The sequence below is a fragment of the Candidatus Palauibacter sp. genome, assembly GCF_965237495.1.
Taxonomy (GTDB): Bacteria; Gemmatimonadota; Gemmatimonadetes; order Palauibacterales; family Palauibacteraceae; genus Palauibacter.
This window is the reverse complement of the sequence record NZ_OZ250143.1, coordinates 1,284,742-1,302,127: the sequence shown is the minus strand read 5'-3', so window position 1 is coordinate 1,302,127 and position 17,386 is coordinate 1,284,742. Positions and strand designations below refer to the sequence as shown.

Below are 17,386 nucleotides of genomic sequence, written 5' to 3'. Positions count from 1 at the left end.
TTGCTGCAACGCCCCGGGAGCGCGAAAGTTGCACCGATGAGAAAACGACCTCGCCTGTCCCTCTCCGAAGGAGAGATCCTGCGGGCCCTCGGAGGCCTCGAGGCGGCGCTCACCGACCACCATGACCGGTACCCCGGGGTCCCGGAATCGCGGCAGCCCGTCCACACGGTCGCGGGTGGCGCGCACCTGTTCCGCCGCGACACGGCGGCGAAGCTCGGGCGAATCGCGCGCGGGTATCTCGACCGGTATGCGGGCGGCCCGGCCGCCCTGGCCGATGCGCTCGGCGGCGCCTGGTCCCCCGGGCTCGCCGAAGTCGTACACCAGCGCCTGCGAGGCAAGCTCGAGCGCGAGCCCGTCGAGAGCTTCCTGATCGACTTCGAGGACGGCTTCGGAACCCGCGCCGATGAGGACGAAGACGCGGCGGCGGTGGCCGCGGCGGAAGAGACGGCGGCGGGCGTTGTGGCCGGGAGCCTTCCGCCCGCGCTCGGAATCCGCCTCAAACCGCTCTCGGACATCACGGGCGGGCGGGCGCTCCGCACCCTCGACCTCTTCCTGACCGCGCTCGTCGCGTCCGACGGCTCGCTGCCGGAGGGCTTTTCCGTCCTCCTTCCCAAGATCGTGAGGCCTGAACAGGTGGAGGTGCTCGCGCGCACGCTCGATCGGCTGGAGCAGGGGCTGGGATTGGCCAGGGACGCCGTCGCGATCGACCTCATGATCGAGACGCCGCAGTCGCTGATCGGACCCGACGGACGGGTCGTGGCATCCGATCTTGTCGACGCAGCCGGAGGGCGCTGCCGCACTGTGCACCTCGGGGCCTATGACCTCACCGGCTCCGCGTCGGTCGCTGCGGAAGAACAGACGCTGGATCACCCGCTTCTGGAAACGGCGCGACAGATCCTCAAGCTCTCCCTCGCGCAGACCGATGTGCAGCTGTCCGACGGCGCCACGAACGTGCTGCCCGTCGAACCCCACCGCGGGCACGCTGCACTCTCGGCGTTCGAGCGGGACGAGAACCGGGCCGTCGTACGGCACGCCTGGCGGCGGCACTACTTCGATGTCCGGCGTTCGTTGAGCCAAGGCTACTACCAGAGCTGGGACCTGCACCCGGCGCAGCTTGTGTCCCGCTACGCTGCCGTCTTCTCCTTCTTCCTCGAGGGACTGGATGCGGCGGCGTGGCGGCTCGAGCGGTTCGTGGCGGGCGCGGGACAGGCGATCCTCACCGGATCCGTGTTCGATGACGAGGCGTCGGGCCAGGGTCTCCTGAACTTCTTCCTGCGCGGGCTCGCGAGCGGCGCCCTGACGCCCGAAGAGGCAGCGAGATCCGGACTCTCCAGCGAGGAACTCGAGACCCGCTCCTTCCGGGAGATCCTGGAACGGCGCGGGGCCTGATCGTCCGGTGACCGCCTGGTGATCGGCGCGTGGCTGGAGAGAGGAAGGCTCCGGATGCGGAGCGACCTGCCGTGCCCCGCCGCAAGCGGGTTAACTGGCCCGGCCTGTGTGTGTCGCGCGTAGCCCCTTCCAGGTGCTGTAGCACAGGGCGACCAGCACCAGCGCGAAGGGAAGTCCGGCGGCGGTGACGGCCGCCTGCGCGGCCACGAGGCCGCCGCCGAGCAGCAGCGCGACGGTGACCAGCCCCTCGAAGACGCACCAGAACACGCGCTGGGCGATCGGCGTGTCCAGCTTGCCGCCGGCGGTGATGGTGTCGATAACCAGCGATCCGGAGTCGGAGGAGGTGACGAAGAACACCACGATGAGCACTAGACCGATGACCGACGTGACGCTCGCAAGCGGCAGCGTCTCCAGCAGCGCGAACAGGGCGATCTCCGGTTGCTGCGCCTGCACGGCCGCGATCACGTCCAGATGCCCGCGGTCGACGTACTGCGATACCGCAGTCCCGCCGAAGGCGTTCATCCAGAGCGTGACAATCAGCGTCGGGATGATCAGCATGCAGGCGATCAACTCGCGCACCGTCCGGCCGCGCGAGACTCGGGCGATGAACAGGCCGACGAAAGGGGACCACGAGATCCACCAGGCCCAGAAGAAGATCGTCCAGCCGTGCATGAAGTGGAGGTCCTCGCGGCCCACCCAGCTGCTGAGCGGTCCGATCGCCGCGAGATAGTGGCCGAGGCTGGTCACCGTGCCGGTAATGATGTCGCGCGTCGGGCCGACCGTCAGCACGAACGCCAGCAGCAGCAGGGCGAGCAGCAGGTTGGCTTCGCTCAGCCGCTTGACCCCCTTCTCCATCCCCCTGACAACCGACGTCAGCGCCATGCCGGTGATGCCGGCGATCAGCAGGACCTGAATAGTGTCGGTCGTCGGCGTGCCCCATAGGTGGGCGAGCCCCGCTGTCATTTGTTGGGCGCCCAGCCCGAGCGACGTGGCCAGCCCGAAGAGCGTGGCGAGGACGGCGAGAATGTCGATGCCGTGGCCGAACCGGCCCCACACCGCCTCCCCCATGAGCGGATAGAACGCGGACCGGAGCGTCATCGGCAGGCCAAGGTTGTACGAGGCGAAGGCGATCGACAGCGCCGCCACCGCGTAGATGGCCCACCCATGGATGCCCCAGTGGCAGATGGCGCCGGCCATGCCGAGGCGCGCTGCCGCCGCGCCGGCCGCCTCGCGCCCGAGCGGCGGTTGCAGAAAATGCTCCACCGGCTCCGACACCCCGAAGAACATCAGGGCCGATGCCCATCCCGGCGGCAAACAGCATCGCGAACCAGCTCAATCGAGAATAGTCCGGTCGGGCATTCGCGCCGCCCAGGCGCACGCGGCCAAGCGGCGTCGCCACCAGGAGCAGGCAGAAGAGGACGTAGAAGTTGCCCGCGCCCATGAACACCCAGTCGAACGTCGGAATGAGCCACGCGTGCAGCGCCCCAAAGGCGGCCGTCGCCTCGGCCGGGAATGCCAGTACCCCGGCGACGAACGCGATGATGGTGAGGCTGGAGACGACGAAGACCGGATTGTGGATGTCGAGGCCGAGAACCCGGACATTGTCCTGACCCAGCTTGTAGTCGGTCTTCGCGATCTCAGTCATCGGGTCTCGTCAGTGGGCCGTCGCCGCCGACCGGGACTCGTCCCTCAGTTCAGCCGGAGAGCCGCACGCTCCGGACGCGCACGCCGCCATCGTGGGTCGCCAGCGTCCACGCGACCAGCAGCTCGTCGGAGAGGCGCACCATGCGGGGGAATCCACTGGAGCGTTCGCCGGCGGTCTCGGAAACGAGTACCGACGCCTCCATGGACCCGTCCGGCCACACGCGACGGGCGAGGACGCGCGGGGCATCGTCGGACGCTTCCAGCCACACTGCCACCGCCGAGCCGTCGTCGAGGCGCTCGATGTCCACCCGGCCCAATGGCAGGCCCTCGTCGATCCGGATGCGCGGGCCGAAGGTCGCGCCGCCGTCGTCCGAGAACGCGACGTGCACCCGGGGCACGCCGCCGACCCCCGTGTACCACGCCGAGGCAAGCGCCTGCTCGCTTGCGCTCAGCTGCGGTCCGTTCACCGGGCAGCCCGGGATCGTCCATCCGTCGGTCGACAGCGGCGCGGGATCGGTCCACTGCTCCCCCGCCCCGCGAACGACCGAGATGTCGCGGACTTCCGATTCGCTCCGGTCGCGGTAGGCGGCGACCAGCCCGTCTCCCACGCGCGCCAGCGCGGTCTGGCAGCACTCGCACGTCCGGTCGTCGAGCAGAACCTCGGGCCCCAGGTGACCATCGGGCTCGAGCGTGCGGAAGCGGACGGACATGGCGCCGCGCACGCCGCTCCCAGGATCCACGACCATGTCGCGGCCGTCGAGCCAGGTGAGCGCGGCGCCGTCCCTCCAGGGCACCATGGAGACGAATCCGTGTTCGGTCGGAGAGGCGTCGTCATGCGCGCGAAGAGGTTCCGTCCACGTGGCGCCGCCGTCCGAGGAGAACGCGAGCAGCACGTGGTAGGCGTACGGCCCCTCGGCGACCTTCTCGAGCCAGTGGACGGCGATCGTGCCGTCCGGCATCTCCACCGACGAGGGGAAGTCGGCCCAGTTCACGAACAGCTGGTCCGTGTGACGCACCGTGCGCGGTGCCGACCACCCGTCTGTGTCGCGGATCGCCAGGCGCAGCGCGCTCGCCGCACCGTCCGGCTCGATCCAGGTCAGCACCGCGCGCCCTTCCGCGCCCACCGAGAGATGGGGCTCCCCGCTTCCGGATGGCCGCTCGAACTCGATGTCTCCCGGCGTCAGCGACGTGGGACGCTCCGCCTCGCCGGCGCACCCGCACACAAGGGCGGCGAGGACGAGGGTCAGGAATCTCGTGCGATCTCTCAACATATCTTCTCCCGGTCCGGTCGGCCGGTATCATACGCGTGCGGCCGTGCCGTGTGAACTGCGAGGGGAGGGGTGAGATGTCACAACGCGCGTCCGCGATGACGGGCCCGGGAGAGCCGCTCGAGGTCCGGGACTTCGACGACGGGCGGGCTCTCGCGAGGGGACGAGCCGAACTCAGCCGCCGGACCGCTGAACGGGCTCTACCCGTATCGTGAGGATGTCGATGTCGTGGTACTGCTGGTGGCGGATGGATGAAGCGTAGTGCCGCAGGAGTCGGAGCGGGGTCTCGGCTTCGACGGGCAGGCTCGCGGCCGCTTCGCTGAGCATCGCCAGCTGGTCCTCGACGTTCGTCTCGTCGGTCGTAGCGAGGAACTCCAGATCCGCCGCGTCCCCATCCGGCCGTACGATGAGCAGCAGACGCCGGCCCACCTCCGTCTCCGCCACCGGATCCAACCCCTCCCCCCGGGTAAGGATCCGCAGGGTTTCCTCGCCCACCGTCCGGAGGCGTAGCTCCATCTGCTCACCCCAGCGCCTGCGCTCGGCGAACTTCGTGAGGAAGGCATCGATCTCCGGCCACGTCTCGGCCGTGAGGCGGGTCTTCAGACGCGCGGGGCGTCCACCGGTTGCCTCCATGAAGAGCGTGAGGAGGATCACGGTGAAGCCTCCCACCGTCATCCCGTTTCCGAGAAGTTCCTCCCACGCGCCCTGGAAGTACTCCGGGTAGATCCAGTCGAGCTGAAAGGCGGTCCCGATCCAGAAGGCGACGCCGACCACGAGGCCCATCCGGTGATCCAGGCCCTCCTGCAGGAGGATCTTCATCCCGAAGACGAAGATCAGCGACAGGATCACGACGAGATAGGCCGCGACCACCGGCCCGGGGATCGCGAGAATGGCGGAGACGAACTTCGGCAGGAACGCGAGCCCGATGAAGATGATCCCCACGGAGAGCCCGATCCGGCGGGCGGCGACCCCGGTGAGTTCGGAGACGGAGACGCTCATCCCGTACGTGGTGTTCGGGACGGTGCCGGCGAGCCCCGAAAGCAGATTGCCCAGGCCATCGGCCGCGATCGCGCCCTGGATCGAACGGAAATCGATCGCGCGCGGTCTGCGCCACGAGACTCGCTGAATCGCGATGCTGTCCCCGAGCGTATCCATGGCGCCCACCAGCGTGACCATCACGAACGACGGCAGGAGAGCCCAGAACTCGGGCCGGAAGCGGAGATCGACGCCGGGATACGCCAGCTCCGGGAGCCCGATCCAGGCGGCCTCGGCCACGCTCGACATCTCGTAGATCCCGAATCCGAGACCCCCGATCAGGCAACCGGCGAGGATCCCGATGGCGGGCGACCACAGGCGCAACGCACCGGAGAAGCGTAGCGGGAGGAGGAGGGTGACGAGCAGCGTCACGCCCGCAGTGACCGGAGCCACCGCAGGCGAGGCGCCCGCCGGCACCTCGGCGAGCTTTTCGAGGATGATCGGCGCCAGCGTCACCGGAATGAGCATCAGGACGGTACCGGCTACGGCAGGCGTGAAGATCTTCCGCAGAAGCGCCATCCGAGCCGCGAGGACGAACTGGATGAGCGACGATGCGATGATCAGCGCCGCCAGCATCCCCGGCCCGCCCTGTTCGAGGGCGGAGACGCTCACGGCGAGGAACGCCGCCGTGCTCCCCATGACGAGAATGTAGCCGGCCCCGATGCGGCCCACTCGGCGCGCCTGGATGGCCGTCGTGAGACCGCTGATCACGAGCGCCGCGAACACCGCCCAGGAGAGGTACGCATCGCTGCCGCCGGCAACGGTGATCATGATCGCCGGCGTCAGGACGATGGAGGCGATGCAGAGGAGGGCGTACTGGAGCCCGAGCCCCGCCGTGATCGCCAGGGGAGGCCGGTCGGGGGGCTCGTAGCGGACGTCTTGTCGGGCGAGAGACGGGTCCGACGCCTGCCATCAGCTGTACCGTCCGGCGGCAGTGGCGTCCGCGCGCCAGCGCTCGGGGTGCGCCTCGATCCTCTGCACGGCCTCGCGGAGGACTTCGAGCGCCAGATCGATCGTGTCGAGGTGGGTGCGGAATGCCAGCGCCGCCATCCGCAGCACGAACGTCCCGTCGATCGTGGTCGAGGAGAGGAAGACCCGCCCATCCCGGTGCGTCTCTTCGACGAGCGCCTGGTTGAACGCGTTCGCGTCCCCCGACTCCGGCACCCAGCGATAGGTCACGACGGTGAGCTGCGGCTCCGGGCCGACCTCGAACCCGAGCGCCGCGACCTCGCGGTGGAAGTAACGGGCGAGTTCGAGTTTCTCCTCGAGACAGGCCCGGAAGGGAGCTTCGCCGTACAGGAGCAGCGGCAGCCACACCCGGAGCCCGCGGAAGTGCTTCGTGAGTTCCGGAGAGACGGCGGCGGGCGAGCGCCCCCCCCACTCGGACTCGACCGTATCCTGCAGGTAGCTGGCGTAGTAGGCGTGCGCTTCCTGGAGAGCCTCGCCGTCGCGGATGAGGACGGCGCCGGTGCCGTAGGGGAGAAACATCCCCTTGTGGGGATCGAGGACCAGCGAATCCGCCCGCTCCATGCCGGCGAGCAACGGCTGGCACGCCTCGACGAGCGCGAAGAATCCCCCGTAGGCGGCGTCGACGTGGAACCAGAGACCCTCCTGCTCGCACACCTCCGCGATGCGGGCGAGCGGATCGACCGCGCCGGTGTCCGCGGTGCCGGCCGATCCGAGTACGAGCCACGGCCGGAGTCCCCGGGCGCGGTCCGCCGCGACGAGTTCGGCGAGGGAGTCCGGGCACAGCCGGAAGTGGCCGTCGCGCGCGACTTCGCGCCGGACGGCTTCTCCCATGCCGGCCACCCGGATCGCCTTGTGCAGGCAATGGTGGGTGTGGGCGGAAGCGTAGACGACGGCTCGCTCGTAGTCCCGGGCCCGGAGCCCGGCCGCTTCCCGGGCCGTGACCACCGCGATCAGGCTCGCGATGGAGCCGCCCGAGGCGAGGTTCCCGTCGGCAGCCGCGGGAAAGCCGACGAGCGACGCCATCCAGTCCAGGATCAGGTCCTCCATCTCGACGGCGCCCGGTCCCGCGAAACGGACGCCCGCGTACTCGTTCGTCACGGCCGCGAGGTAGTCGCCGAGCGACGACGCGTAGATGCCGCCACCCGGCACGTAGCCGAGATGTCCGCCGTGCGACGGCAGAAGCCCGGGCCGCACGACCGACTCGTCGATGCGTTCGAGGAGCGGTTCGATCGGCAGTGTCGCGCCTCCGGGGGGAAGTTCCCGGAGAGCCGCGACCGCGGACTTGTCGATGTTGTAGGCCGGCCGGTCCGGCAGCTCGTGGAGGAGCCGCTGGACGTACGCATGCACCTGTCCCATGAGCCGGTCGCGCTCGCCCGCATCGGGTTCGAGCGGCCGGGCCGCGTCCTCCAGTTCGAGAATCCGGGACCGCTGCCGACTTGAGATCGGGCGCATGATGCGATCCTATCCCCTCCCATCGGGTGGCGCGAGCTTTCTTGCCGTCTTCGCTGTAGGATGCCGGGCGCGCCCCGAGACGGTCCGGGACGGCGTAGCTCAAATGGGAACGGTAGCCGGAGGATCCCGGGTGTATCCGCTTCGAAGAAGCTGGCTGGCGGCGGTGCTCGCCGTCGCGCTCGCGTCGGGTGCGCAGGCCCAGGCGCGCGCGGACCGGGCGGGCGCCTACCTGCGATCCTTCCACGACCTGCGGCTCTTCAATGGAGCGGCGCTCATCGTCGACGAAGGAGAGGTCCTGTTCGAGGGCGCTTTCGGCCCGACCGACCTCGCGGGCGTCGTCGCCAACTCCGCGGTCACCCGCTTCCGCGTCGCCTCGCTGACCAAGCAGTTCACGGCCGCACTCATCCTGAGACTCGAGGAAGAGGGACTCCTCCGGGTCGAGGATCCGGTCAGCCACTACATCGGGGAGTACCCGCCCGCGAACGGGGACCGGATCACGCTCCACCAACTGCTCACGCACACTTCGGGCCTGCCGAGCTACACGAACATGCCGGGGTTCATGGAGTCGAGCGCCGAGGTGCCCCACTCGCCGGGCGAGATCCTGGCGCTGACGTGGGAGGAACCCCTCTCCTTCGAACCGGGCACGGACTTCGAGTACTCGAACTCGGGCTACGTGCTGCTCGGCTGGATCGCGGAGCGCGTCACCGGGCTTAGCTATGATGAGGCGCTCGAGACCTATGTGCTCGAACCGCTGGAACTTGGCGATACAGGATACGACCACACGTTAGCGCCGCCGACGCGTCACGCGGCGGGACACACCCGCGACCTCGTCGGCTACCGCCCGGCGCGACGGATCGACCCGTCGGTTCCCTACTCCGCCGGGATGCTCTACTCAACGGTCGGAGATCTCGCGCGGTGGGCTGACGCCCTGCTCCAGCGGGACCAATGGAACGCCGGCGCCGCGGCCGATAGCCTGGCGGCGGGCGCCGCTGGTGGCCTGTTCCGGGATTCGGCGACGCTGCGCCGGATGATGACGCCGGACCTGGAGTCATACGGGTACGGACTCGTCGTACGGACGCGGGAGATCGGAAACGACGCGAGCGTGCGGGTGATCGAACACTCGGGTGGCATCTTCGGCTTTTCTTCGCATCTTCGCATCTTCCCGGACCATCGGCGTCTCATCGTCCTCCTCGACAACACGTCCTCGGACCTGCGACCGATCGTGGAGGGTCTGACGAACGTCCTGTGGGGGCTCGAAGCCGTCGCCCCCAAACCCTCGATCGCGGAGCGGCTCCTCCCGATCATCGTGTCGGGGGGCGTCGAGGCCGCGATGTCCCGGTTCGAGAACTGGCACCGCACGCGCCCTGACGACTACGACTACTCTCCCCGACAGATCCTGATGCTGGCCGGCCACTTCCGCGAGCAAGATCCGGGTGCTGCGATCGCGATCCTCGAGCGTTACGTGGCGGGGACGCCGGAGGCGCCCGGCATCCGGTTCGCACTGTCCGAACTTCACGAGGCGGCGGGGGATCCCGAGGCGGCGGCGGCCCACATCGAGGCGGCGCTCACCTACAATCCCGGCATACCCGAGTTGCTGGAGCGGCTGGCCGAACTCGACGTGGAGCCCGATCTCGCCCTCCGGCTTCCGGTCGTCGCCCTGGATCCGGAACAACTGGCGCCTCTCACGGGAGAGTACCGCATCGACCCCGCCACCACGCTGACCGTCACCCTCGAGGACGGCGTCCTCCTGGCCGGTCGCACGGGCGAGGAGGCCTTCCGGCTGCTTCCGCAGTCGCCGATCGCGTTCCTGCTGCACGGTTCGGCGGTGCAACTCATATTCGACATCCAGGACCGCGCGGCCAGCGCCGTCTCGATCGTGGAGGCGGGCCAACGCCTGACCTTCCCGAGAATCGGAGGCTGAGCCGCCGCGCGGCCGCCACATGTACGACTTTGCCGTCGCCGGACTCGGAGCGATCGGGAGCGCCACCGCGGCGGAACTCGTCCGGAGGGGGCACTCGGTCGTCGGCTTCGATCGATATCGTCCGCCCCACACCATGGGGTCGGCGCACAGCGACACGCGCATGATCCGGGAGGCCTGGTATCACGGGTCGCCCTACGTCCCCCTGATCCGGGATGCTCACACGCGGTGGAAACGCCTCGAGCGCAGCTCCGGCAGGACTCTGCTCCGGACGGCGGGAGCCCTCATGATGGGGCCCGAAGACGGCCGCGTCTTCGCGGGGAACCCGCTCGCGAGCGTGACGCGACCCGACACCGGCTGCGTCTCGCTGTCCGTCCAGGAGGTGGCCGAGCGCTTCCCCTGGCTGCGGCCCGATCCCGGGACGATCACCATCTACGAGCCGGGGGCCGCCGTCCTGTCGCTGGAGGCGTGTCTCGAAGCGACTCTGGAGGCGGCGGCCCGGGCGGATCTCCGCTTCGACGAGCCGGTAGTCGAGTGGTCCACCTCGGCATCCGGCGTCCGGATCGGCACGGAGCGGGCGGAGTACCGCGCTCGCCGCCTCGCGATCGCCGCGGGGGCCTGGACGTCGCGATTGGTGCCCGAACTCGCGCTCCCACTCGAGGTGGAGCGGACGGTGCAGTACTGGTTCGAGCCCGCCGGAGCCCATGCTCCCGCACTCGCCGACGGACCCGCCTGGGTGTGGGAACTCGACCGGGAGGGGACCTGGTACGGCTTCCCTCCGACGGCGTGCGGGCTCAAGGCGGGGATGCATTTTCAGGCCGGGCGCCGGACGGATGTCGACCGGGTCGATCGCGAGGTCAGGGCTTCCGAGACGAATGCGCTGCGACAGCTCTTCGGGCGGTACGCGCCGGGCGTGCCCGGAGCCCTCGTTCACGCGTCCGTCTGTCTCTACACGAACACGCCCGACGAAGGCTTCATCCTCGACCGCCACCCCGAACACGCCGGCGTCGTCATCTTCGCGGGCGGATCGGGACACGCGTTCAAGTTCGCGCCGATCCTCGGGGCGCTGATGGCGGATCTCCTGACGGACGCACCGCCCCGCCACGAACCGTCGCCCTTCTCCGCCGCCCGTTTCCGAAGCGCACGCCCCTAGCCTGCCGCCCGGGAGGCGCTACCCCTCGGGAATTATCGGTCCGCTGAGGTCCACGTCCACCGCATTGCCGCAGATGTCGCCGGATGCGCGACCCGTTTGCAACAGCGCGCCGAAATCCACCCGCGAGACGATCCGGACCGAGATGTCGCAGGTCCCGCTCCGCCCCTCCAGTTCGTACGCCAGCGTGCCGAAGGAGGCCAGGTCCAGCTCGAAGAGGAGGGTGAGATCGCCGGGCGTCGACAGGGAGAGTGTGCCCGTCTGCCGCAGGCTGGGGGCTCCGTTCAGCGTGAAGGTTCTTCCCTCGGCCGTTTCCACGCAGTTCCGGGGCACGAGGGTCAGGTCCACTGCGGTCGAGCTCATCTGCTCCGTCCCGGAGGGGAGCAGCGTTCCGGTCGAGGTCGCTTCGCCGCCGCCCGAACAGGCTGCGGTGATGTCGACCGTGAGAGATGCCGGGTCCGCCTCCGGCTGCGTCAACCCGATCTGCTCCACCGCCCTGACGAGCGCCTCGCTCTCTTCGAGCGTCAGCATGTCCTCCTCGGGCCCCGTCGTATCGTCTCCGCAGGCCACGAGAGCGGCCAGCACGAGTGGCGACGCCAGTCGCAACAGAGTGTTTCCCCACGTCATCTCATCACCTCCCTGGTCCTGGTTGTCAGCGCGGGACTGTTCCATGGACGGTCACCGACCCTGAGCGGTCACCCGCGAAGCGCAGGAAGAGGGCCGGGACGACGACCATGTTCAGCGTGGTGGACGTGAGGAGCCCCCCCAGGACGACGACGGCCAGCGGCGCCTGAATCTCCTTGCCGGGTTCGCCGAGGCCCAGCGCCAGAGGGATGAGGGCGAGGCCCGCCGTCGAGGCCGTCATCAGGATTGGACTCAGCCGTTCCATCGAACCGCGCCGGATGCTCTCGATGAGCGCGTGGCCGTCCCCGCGGAGGTCCTGGTAGCGGCTCACGAGGAGGATCCCGTTCCGCACCGCGATCCCGAACAGGGTGATGAACCCGACGAGCGTCGCGATGTTCACCGTACCCCCGATGAGGAGGACGGCGAGCACGCCCCCCGCCAGCGCCAGGGGGAGGTTGACCATGAGGAGCGCGGCGATCCGGGCGCTCCGGAAGGTGCGGAACATGATGAGGAAGATCGCGGCGATCGAGAACAGCGACAGGATCGTAATCCGCCGCGTGGCCTCCTGGCCGCTCTCGAACTGTCCGCCGTACTCGACATGATAGGCCGGCGGCAGCGCGACCTCCGCCCCGACGCGCGCCTGCAACTCCTCCGCGGCCCCGCCAACGTCGCGCCCGGCGACGTTGGCGCTCACGACGATCTTCCTCTGGACGTTCTCGCGGCTGATCGTATTGGGCCCGCGCGCCGGCTCGATCGACGCCAGTTGGGAGAGGGGCACCGTGGCCCCCGCCGGAGTCGTCATCAGCGTGCCGCCGATCGCCTCCGGGTCGGTCCGGTGTTCGTCCGCGTAGCGAACCACGAGGTCGAATGCGCGGTCCCCTTCCCGGATGAGCGACACCTCCTCCCCCTGGAAGGCGACGTCCACGGCCGCCGCCATCGCTCCCGGCGTGACGCCGTATCGGGCCATGGCCCGGCGGTCGGCGCGGATCTGGAGCTGCGGGATATCGGCCTGCCGCTCGACGGCGATGTCCACCAGCCCTGGCACACTCGAGGCGACGGTTTCGATCTCGCCCGCGAGTTCGCGCAGCCGCTGGAGGTCGGGCCCGAACAGGTTGACGGCGATGGCGGCCCGCGTCCCCGAGAGCATGTGATCGATGCGGTGCCCGATCGGCTGGCCGATCGTGACGTTCGTCCCGGGGAGCCCGGCGAGATCGTCCCGCAGCGCGGCCATGACCTCCGCCAGTTCGTGCTCCGACAGGTCGAGGGGCACGTCGATCTCGGAGGCGTTGGCGCCCTGGGCGTGCTCGTCGAGATCGGCCCGCCCCGTGCGCCGCGAGGTGGCGACGACCGCCGGGTGCGCCAGAAGCTGGCGCTCCACGCGGGTGCCGATGGCATCGGACTCCTGCAGCGAGGTGCCCGGCGGGCTCACCACGGACACCGTCAGAGCGCCCTCCTGAAACTCGGGCAGGAACGAGCGGCCCAGCAGGGGGAACACGGCCAGCGTGCCCGCCAGCAGGACGACGGCACCGACCAGCACCGGACCCGACCGCCGGAGGGCCCAATCCAGAAGCGGCTGGTACGCCTGCTCGATCCGGCGCATCAGCCACGGCTCGCGCTTCCTGTCGAGCGCCCGGTCGTCCGGCAGGAGGATGTGGCACAGCGCCGGCGTCACCGTGACCGCGACGAGGAGCGATGAGAGGATGCTCACGATGTACGCCAGGCCGAGCGGCCGGAGCATGCGTCCCTCGACACCGGAGAGGAAGAAGAGGGGTACGAACACGATCGAGATGATGACGGTCGCGTCGAGGATCGGATCCCGGATCTGGCGCGCGGCGCGCCGGATGAGTTCGAACGGGGAGTGGCGCTGCGCAGCGGGGAGCCGGCGGTCTTCGCGCAGGCGGCGATGCACGTTCTCGACCACGATGATCGCGTCGTCCACCAGAGCGCCGATGGCGATCGCCATCCCCCCCAGCGTCATCGTGTTGATCGTGCCCCCGAGCAGCCGCAGCGCGAGGATGGCGAGGCCGAGCGAGAGCGGGATCGCGAGCACCGAGATCGCCGTCGTCCGCGCGTCCCAGAGGAAGAGCAGGAGGATCGCGACGACCAGCAGGGCGCCGTCGCGGAGGGCCGTGGTCACGTTCTTCAGGGCGAGCGAGATGAAGTCGGCCTGCCGGAAGATGGTGCGTTCGAACGCGACCCCCTCGGGCAGGTCCGCCTCGAGCGCGTCCAGCTCGGCGTCGATTCGCTCGGTGAGTTCGATGGTGTTCGCGTCGGGCTGCTTCTGGATGGAGAGGATGACGGCGGGTTCCGCGTTCACGGAGGCGGTGCCGAGGCGCACGGCGGGACCGATCCGCACATCGGCAATGTCTTCGAGGAGGACCGGGACGCCATCCCGCACCGCCACCACGGCGAGGCCGATCTCCTCCAGGTTGCGCGCTCGCCCGATGCCGCGGATGAGGATCTCGCGACCGCCGGAGCGATACACGCCCCCGGACGCGTTCCGGTTCGAGGCGGCCGCGGCCTCCAGCACCTGGTCGAGCCCCACCCGGTAGGCGAGCAGCCGCTCGGGATGGACCAGCACCTGGTACTGCCGGACTTCCCCGCCGATCGGGATCACCTGGGAGACCCCCGGCACGGCCAGCAGCCTGCGGCGCACCGTCCAGTCGGCCAGGCTCCGCGCTTCCATGAGCTGCGCGGGCGGCGCGCTCATCCCCACGAGCAGGATCTCGCCCATGATCGAACTCACGGGGGCGAGTACGGGGGCGCTCGCGTCCTCCGGCAGCTGGCCGGCGGCGAGCTGCAGCCGCTCGTTCACGATCTGGCGCGCGCGCAGGATGTCCGTGCCCCAGTCGAAGTCCACCCACACGATGCTGATCCCGTGGGCCGAACTCGATCGGACCCGGCGCACGCCGGCCGCACCGTTCACCGCCGTCTCGATCGGGAAGGTGATGAGGCTCTCGACCTCCTCGGGCGCCAACCCGTGCGCGTCGGTGAGCACGGTCACGGTGGGCGCCGTGAGGTCCGGGAAGACATCGACGGGCAGGTTGGCCGCGACCCAGCTCCCGCTCCCGAGGACGACGACCGCCGCGCACACGGCGAGAAAGCGGTTTTGCAGCGAGGCGTCGACCAGCCGGTCGAGGAGACCCATGTGCCCGGGAGCGTTCATCCGGGCGGCCTCAGTGCGGATGTCCGTGATCAGAGATCTCTTCTGCTCCGAGCGACGCCAGCCTCACCTGGTACGCGCCCTCCGCGACGACCTGTTCCCCCCTCGCCACGCCCGAAAGTACGATCGTCCACGATCCGTCCGAGGGTCCGGTTTCCACGACCCGGCGCTGGAACGCCTCCCCGCCGAGCTTGACGTAGACCACGGAGAGCCCGTCCTCATCCACGATCGCACGCGTCGGAACGGCCACGCCTTCCACGGGTGCGCCCAGGATGAGATGTCCTTCCGCCAGCATCCCCACCTTGAGTTCGGCATCGGGGTTCGAGACGGCAAAGCGCACGGGGAGGGTCCGGCTCGCGGGATCGATGACCGTGCCCACGGAGACGACGCGAGAGGCCGTGTGCGTGTGCGACGCCCCTTCGACCGTGAACCACGCGCCACTCACCGCGCTCACCGCCTCGGCGTGGCGGGCCGGGACCCGGGCCACGAACCAGAGCGTGTCCGGGTTTACGACGGTGAAGGCGTGCGTCCCGACCTCGACGTGCTGGCCGGGGGCCACGTGGCGGTCGGAGATGACGCCGCGAATCGGGCTCCGGAGCCGGTAGACGTTCGGATCGGGACCGCCTCCATCCGCGCCCTCCCGCACGCCGCCGATCGTCTCGAACGCCGCCAGCGTCAGCTCGAGATCGTGACGGGCCTCCTCGAGGCGGCGTTCGGCGATGGCGCCGGCCGCGAAAAGGCGCTCCGCCCGGGCCGCCTCCCGCTCGGCGCGCAGCACGTCATGGCGCATCCGCGCGTACGAGGCATCGACATCCGTAGGCGCGATCAGGGCCAGCGTCTCCCCCGCCCGGACCGCGTCCCCGGGCACCGGCGACGGCCCCTGCACCCGCACGAGCCCCGCCACGGGCGTCGAGACGTGCGCGAGACCGTTCCCGGGGGCCACGATCTCCCCGGTGGCGGTGATCGAGCCGGGGATCCGCCGCTCGTCCGCGACGGCCACCTCGAACGGCATCGACCACTGCTGCTCCTTCGCGAATGCGATCAGCCCCGGTGGCGGCACCTCCACGTCGTGCGGCAGGGCCTCCGCGCTGGCGAAGACCTGCAACTGTCCCACCGGGATCGCGTGCTCGGCGCCCCGGGCCGAGAGCGTCAGGTCGGCGCGCCAGATTCCGGTCTCGGGCAGGGTCGGGGTCGGGTTGTAGACCCCCGGCACCGACGGGGCCTGCAGCACGATCTCCTCGCGGGCGCCACCCGGCCCGCGCAGCAGCAGCGTGAGGCGGCCCTCGCTCACCGGCTTCCAGTCCTCCAGCCACGTGAGGTGGATACCCCACGGATCGCTCGCGACCCCGCGCACGTGAGGCGGATACTCGACGAAGAGCTCGAGCGCCTCCGTCCAGTGCGTGACGACGCCGCCTCCGGCGTGGGAATGGTCGGCCGCGGCCGCATCGTCGGCGGCCGGCGAGCCGCAGCCGGCGCTCCAGAGGACGGCGGCGAGGGTCGCCGCCCGGGACGAGCGGATGTCGGGCCTCATCCTTCCGCCTCCGGAGCCCGCCCCATGGCGCGCAGGAGATCGTAGTAGGCGACCCATGCTCCGGCCCGAAGGGAGAGCGCCATCAGCCGGGCGTCCCGGAAGGCGTCCGCCGCGTCCAGAACCTCGACCAGCGTCATCTCTCCCTCCGCGTAGGCCGCCCGCGCCGCCGCGAGAAGGGCGTCCACGTCGGCGAACAGGTCGTCACCGACGGCTTCGAGCCGGCCGCGGGCGGACTCGTAGAGATCGGACGCGGTCAGCACCTCGATCTCGGCCTGCCGGCGGCGAAGATCCAGCCGGTGGACCGCCGCGGATTCGCGCGCGGCGGCGCCATCCCGCCCTCCCCTTCCCCGGTCGAAGAACGGAATCGGGAGGTTCACCCCGAATGTCGCGCCGGAGAACCCGTCCGCCTGTTCCTTGTAGCCCAGATTCAGCGTCGGCTGCGGGGCCCAGGCCGCGCTCGCCACCGCCGTCGCCGCTGCCGCCGCATCCACCTCACGCGCCGCCGCTTCAAGGTCCGGTCGCCCGGCCACCGCGTCCAGCGCGACTCCACGCGTGACCGGCGGCGGGACGCCTTCAAGCCCTTCCGCGGGGCCCACCTCCCGCGCCTCGGTCTGGGGAACGACAAGCGCGGCCAGCGCCCGTCGGGCGGCGCGGGCCCGGAGTACCCCGTTCGCCAGATCCTGTTCGACCCGCAGGCGCTCGATCCGCAACCGCCGCGCCTCGTAGGCGGAGATATCGCCGGCCTCCAGGCGCCGCTCGGCGGCCTCGGCCACCGTCCGGATCACGGACGCGGCCTGCTCGGCGGCCCGCTCCGCCTCCTCGTCGTACCAAGTCCGTGCGTACGCCTCGCGCACCTCGAAGGCCAGGCGTATCGAATCGGCGCGGAACCGGGCGGCCGCCCCATCGGCGGCGTGGGCGGCGAGCCGGCCCCGGGCAGCGGTTCGGCCCGGCCACTCCACCTGCTGCACCAGCCCCGCCGTCGTCTCCCAGTAGCCCGCGCCCGCGTGGCCCAGCGACTCACGGCCCACCACCAGCGTCGGGTTCGCGTACGCCCGGTTCTGGCGCGCCATTCCCGCGATCTCGGCCGACTCAGCCCGCGCGATTCGCAGCGCGAGACTGTTGCGAGCAAACGACTCGAGTGCTTCGGGGAGCGTGATCCGTCGGACCGCCTCCTGGGCGACCGCCCCGTGCGGGACGGCGGCCCCGCCCCCGAGCAGCAGCAACGTCAAGGTCCCGATCACTC

At 70.2% G+C, this 17,386-nt stretch carries 10 protein-coding genes and 1 pseudogene; 3 read left to right on the top strand and 8 right to left on the bottom strand.

All coding sequences use genetic code 11. The features are described from left to right. The first annotated feature begins 36 nt into the window (after window positions 1-36). Window positions 37-1,389, top strand: a complete 1,353-nt coding sequence (locus tag ACPXY0_RS05575) for a DUF6986 family protein (RefSeq protein WP_423929238.1) — start codon at window positions 37-39, stop codon at window positions 1,387-1,389. A 90-nt stretch (window positions 1,390-1,479) separates the two neighbouring features. On the opposite strand, the pseudogene ACPXY0_RS05570 reads toward ACPXY0_RS05575, so the two are convergent. From ACPXY0_RS05570 to ACPXY0_RS05555, 4 genes and pseudogenes are all read right to left on the bottom strand, one after another. After that, window positions 1,480-3,034, bottom strand: a pseudogene (locus ACPXY0_RS05570) (BCCT family transporter). 49 nt (window positions 3,035-3,083) lie between these two features. Then, on the bottom strand, window positions 3,084-4,301 hold the full coding sequence (locus ACPXY0_RS05565) for a sialidase family protein (RefSeq protein WP_423929236.1): 1,218 nt from the start codon (window positions 4,299-4,301) through the stop codon (window positions 3,084-3,086). 174 nt (window positions 4,302-4,475) lie between these two features. Beyond that, window positions 4,476-6,176 (bottom strand): uracil-xanthine permease family protein, encoded by a 1,701-nt coding sequence (locus ACPXY0_RS05560; protein WP_423930581.1) that lies wholly within the window; start codon window positions 6,174-6,176, stop codon window positions 4,476-4,478. A gap of 72 nt (window positions 6,177-6,248) precedes the next feature. Then, complete coding sequence (locus ACPXY0_RS05555; protein WP_423929234.1) at window positions 6,249-7,757, bottom strand: pyridoxal phosphate-dependent decarboxylase family protein; 1,509 nt, start codon at window positions 7,755-7,757, stop codon at window positions 6,249-6,251. A 130-nt stretch (window positions 7,758-7,887) separates the two neighbouring features. Between ACPXY0_RS05555 and ACPXY0_RS05550 the strand changes: the two genes are divergently transcribed. Continuing rightward, a complete protein-coding gene (locus ACPXY0_RS05550) occupies window positions 7,888-9,678 on the top strand; it encodes a serine hydrolase domain-containing protein (RefSeq protein ID WP_423929232.1) in 1,791 nt (596 codons plus the stop codon). A gap of 19 nt (window positions 9,679-9,697) precedes the next feature. Next, entirely contained in the window at window positions 9,698-10,828 is a 1,131-nt protein-coding gene (gene solA, locus ACPXY0_RS05545) for an N-methyl-L-tryptophan oxidase (RefSeq protein ID WP_423929230.1), read from the top strand. An 18-nt stretch (window positions 10,829-10,846) separates the two neighbouring features. On the opposite strand, the gene ACPXY0_RS05540 is transcribed toward solA, so the two are convergent. The 4 genes from ACPXY0_RS05540 to ACPXY0_RS05525 are packed head-to-tail and all read right to left on the bottom strand — an operon-like array spanning window position 10,847 to window position 17,384. Further along, window positions 10,847-11,452, bottom strand: coding sequence for a hypothetical protein (locus tag ACPXY0_RS05540; protein ID WP_423929228.1), 606 nt, complete (start codon window positions 11,450-11,452; stop codon window positions 10,847-10,849). Between the two features lie 25 nt (window positions 11,453-11,477). Then, window positions 11,478-14,615, bottom strand: coding sequence for an efflux RND transporter permease subunit (locus tag ACPXY0_RS05535; RefSeq protein ID WP_423929226.1), 3,138 nt, complete (start codon window positions 14,613-14,615; stop codon window positions 11,478-11,480). A 10-nt stretch (window positions 14,616-14,625) separates the two neighbouring features. Beyond that, the gene (locus ACPXY0_RS05530) at window positions 14,626-16,143 is read right to left on the bottom strand and encodes an efflux RND transporter periplasmic adaptor subunit (RefSeq protein WP_423929224.1); all 1,518 of its coding nucleotides are present in this window, start codon (window positions 16,141-16,143) and stop codon (window positions 14,626-14,628) included. Then, window positions 16,140-17,384: a TolC family protein gene (locus ACPXY0_RS05525; protein WP_423929222.1), complete on the bottom strand. Its 1,245-nt coding sequence runs from the start codon at window positions 17,382-17,384 to the stop codon at window positions 16,140-16,142. The genes ACPXY0_RS05530 and ACPXY0_RS05525 overlap by 4 nt, the downstream gene beginning before the upstream one ends. Window positions 17,385-17,386 lie beyond the last annotated feature (2 nt).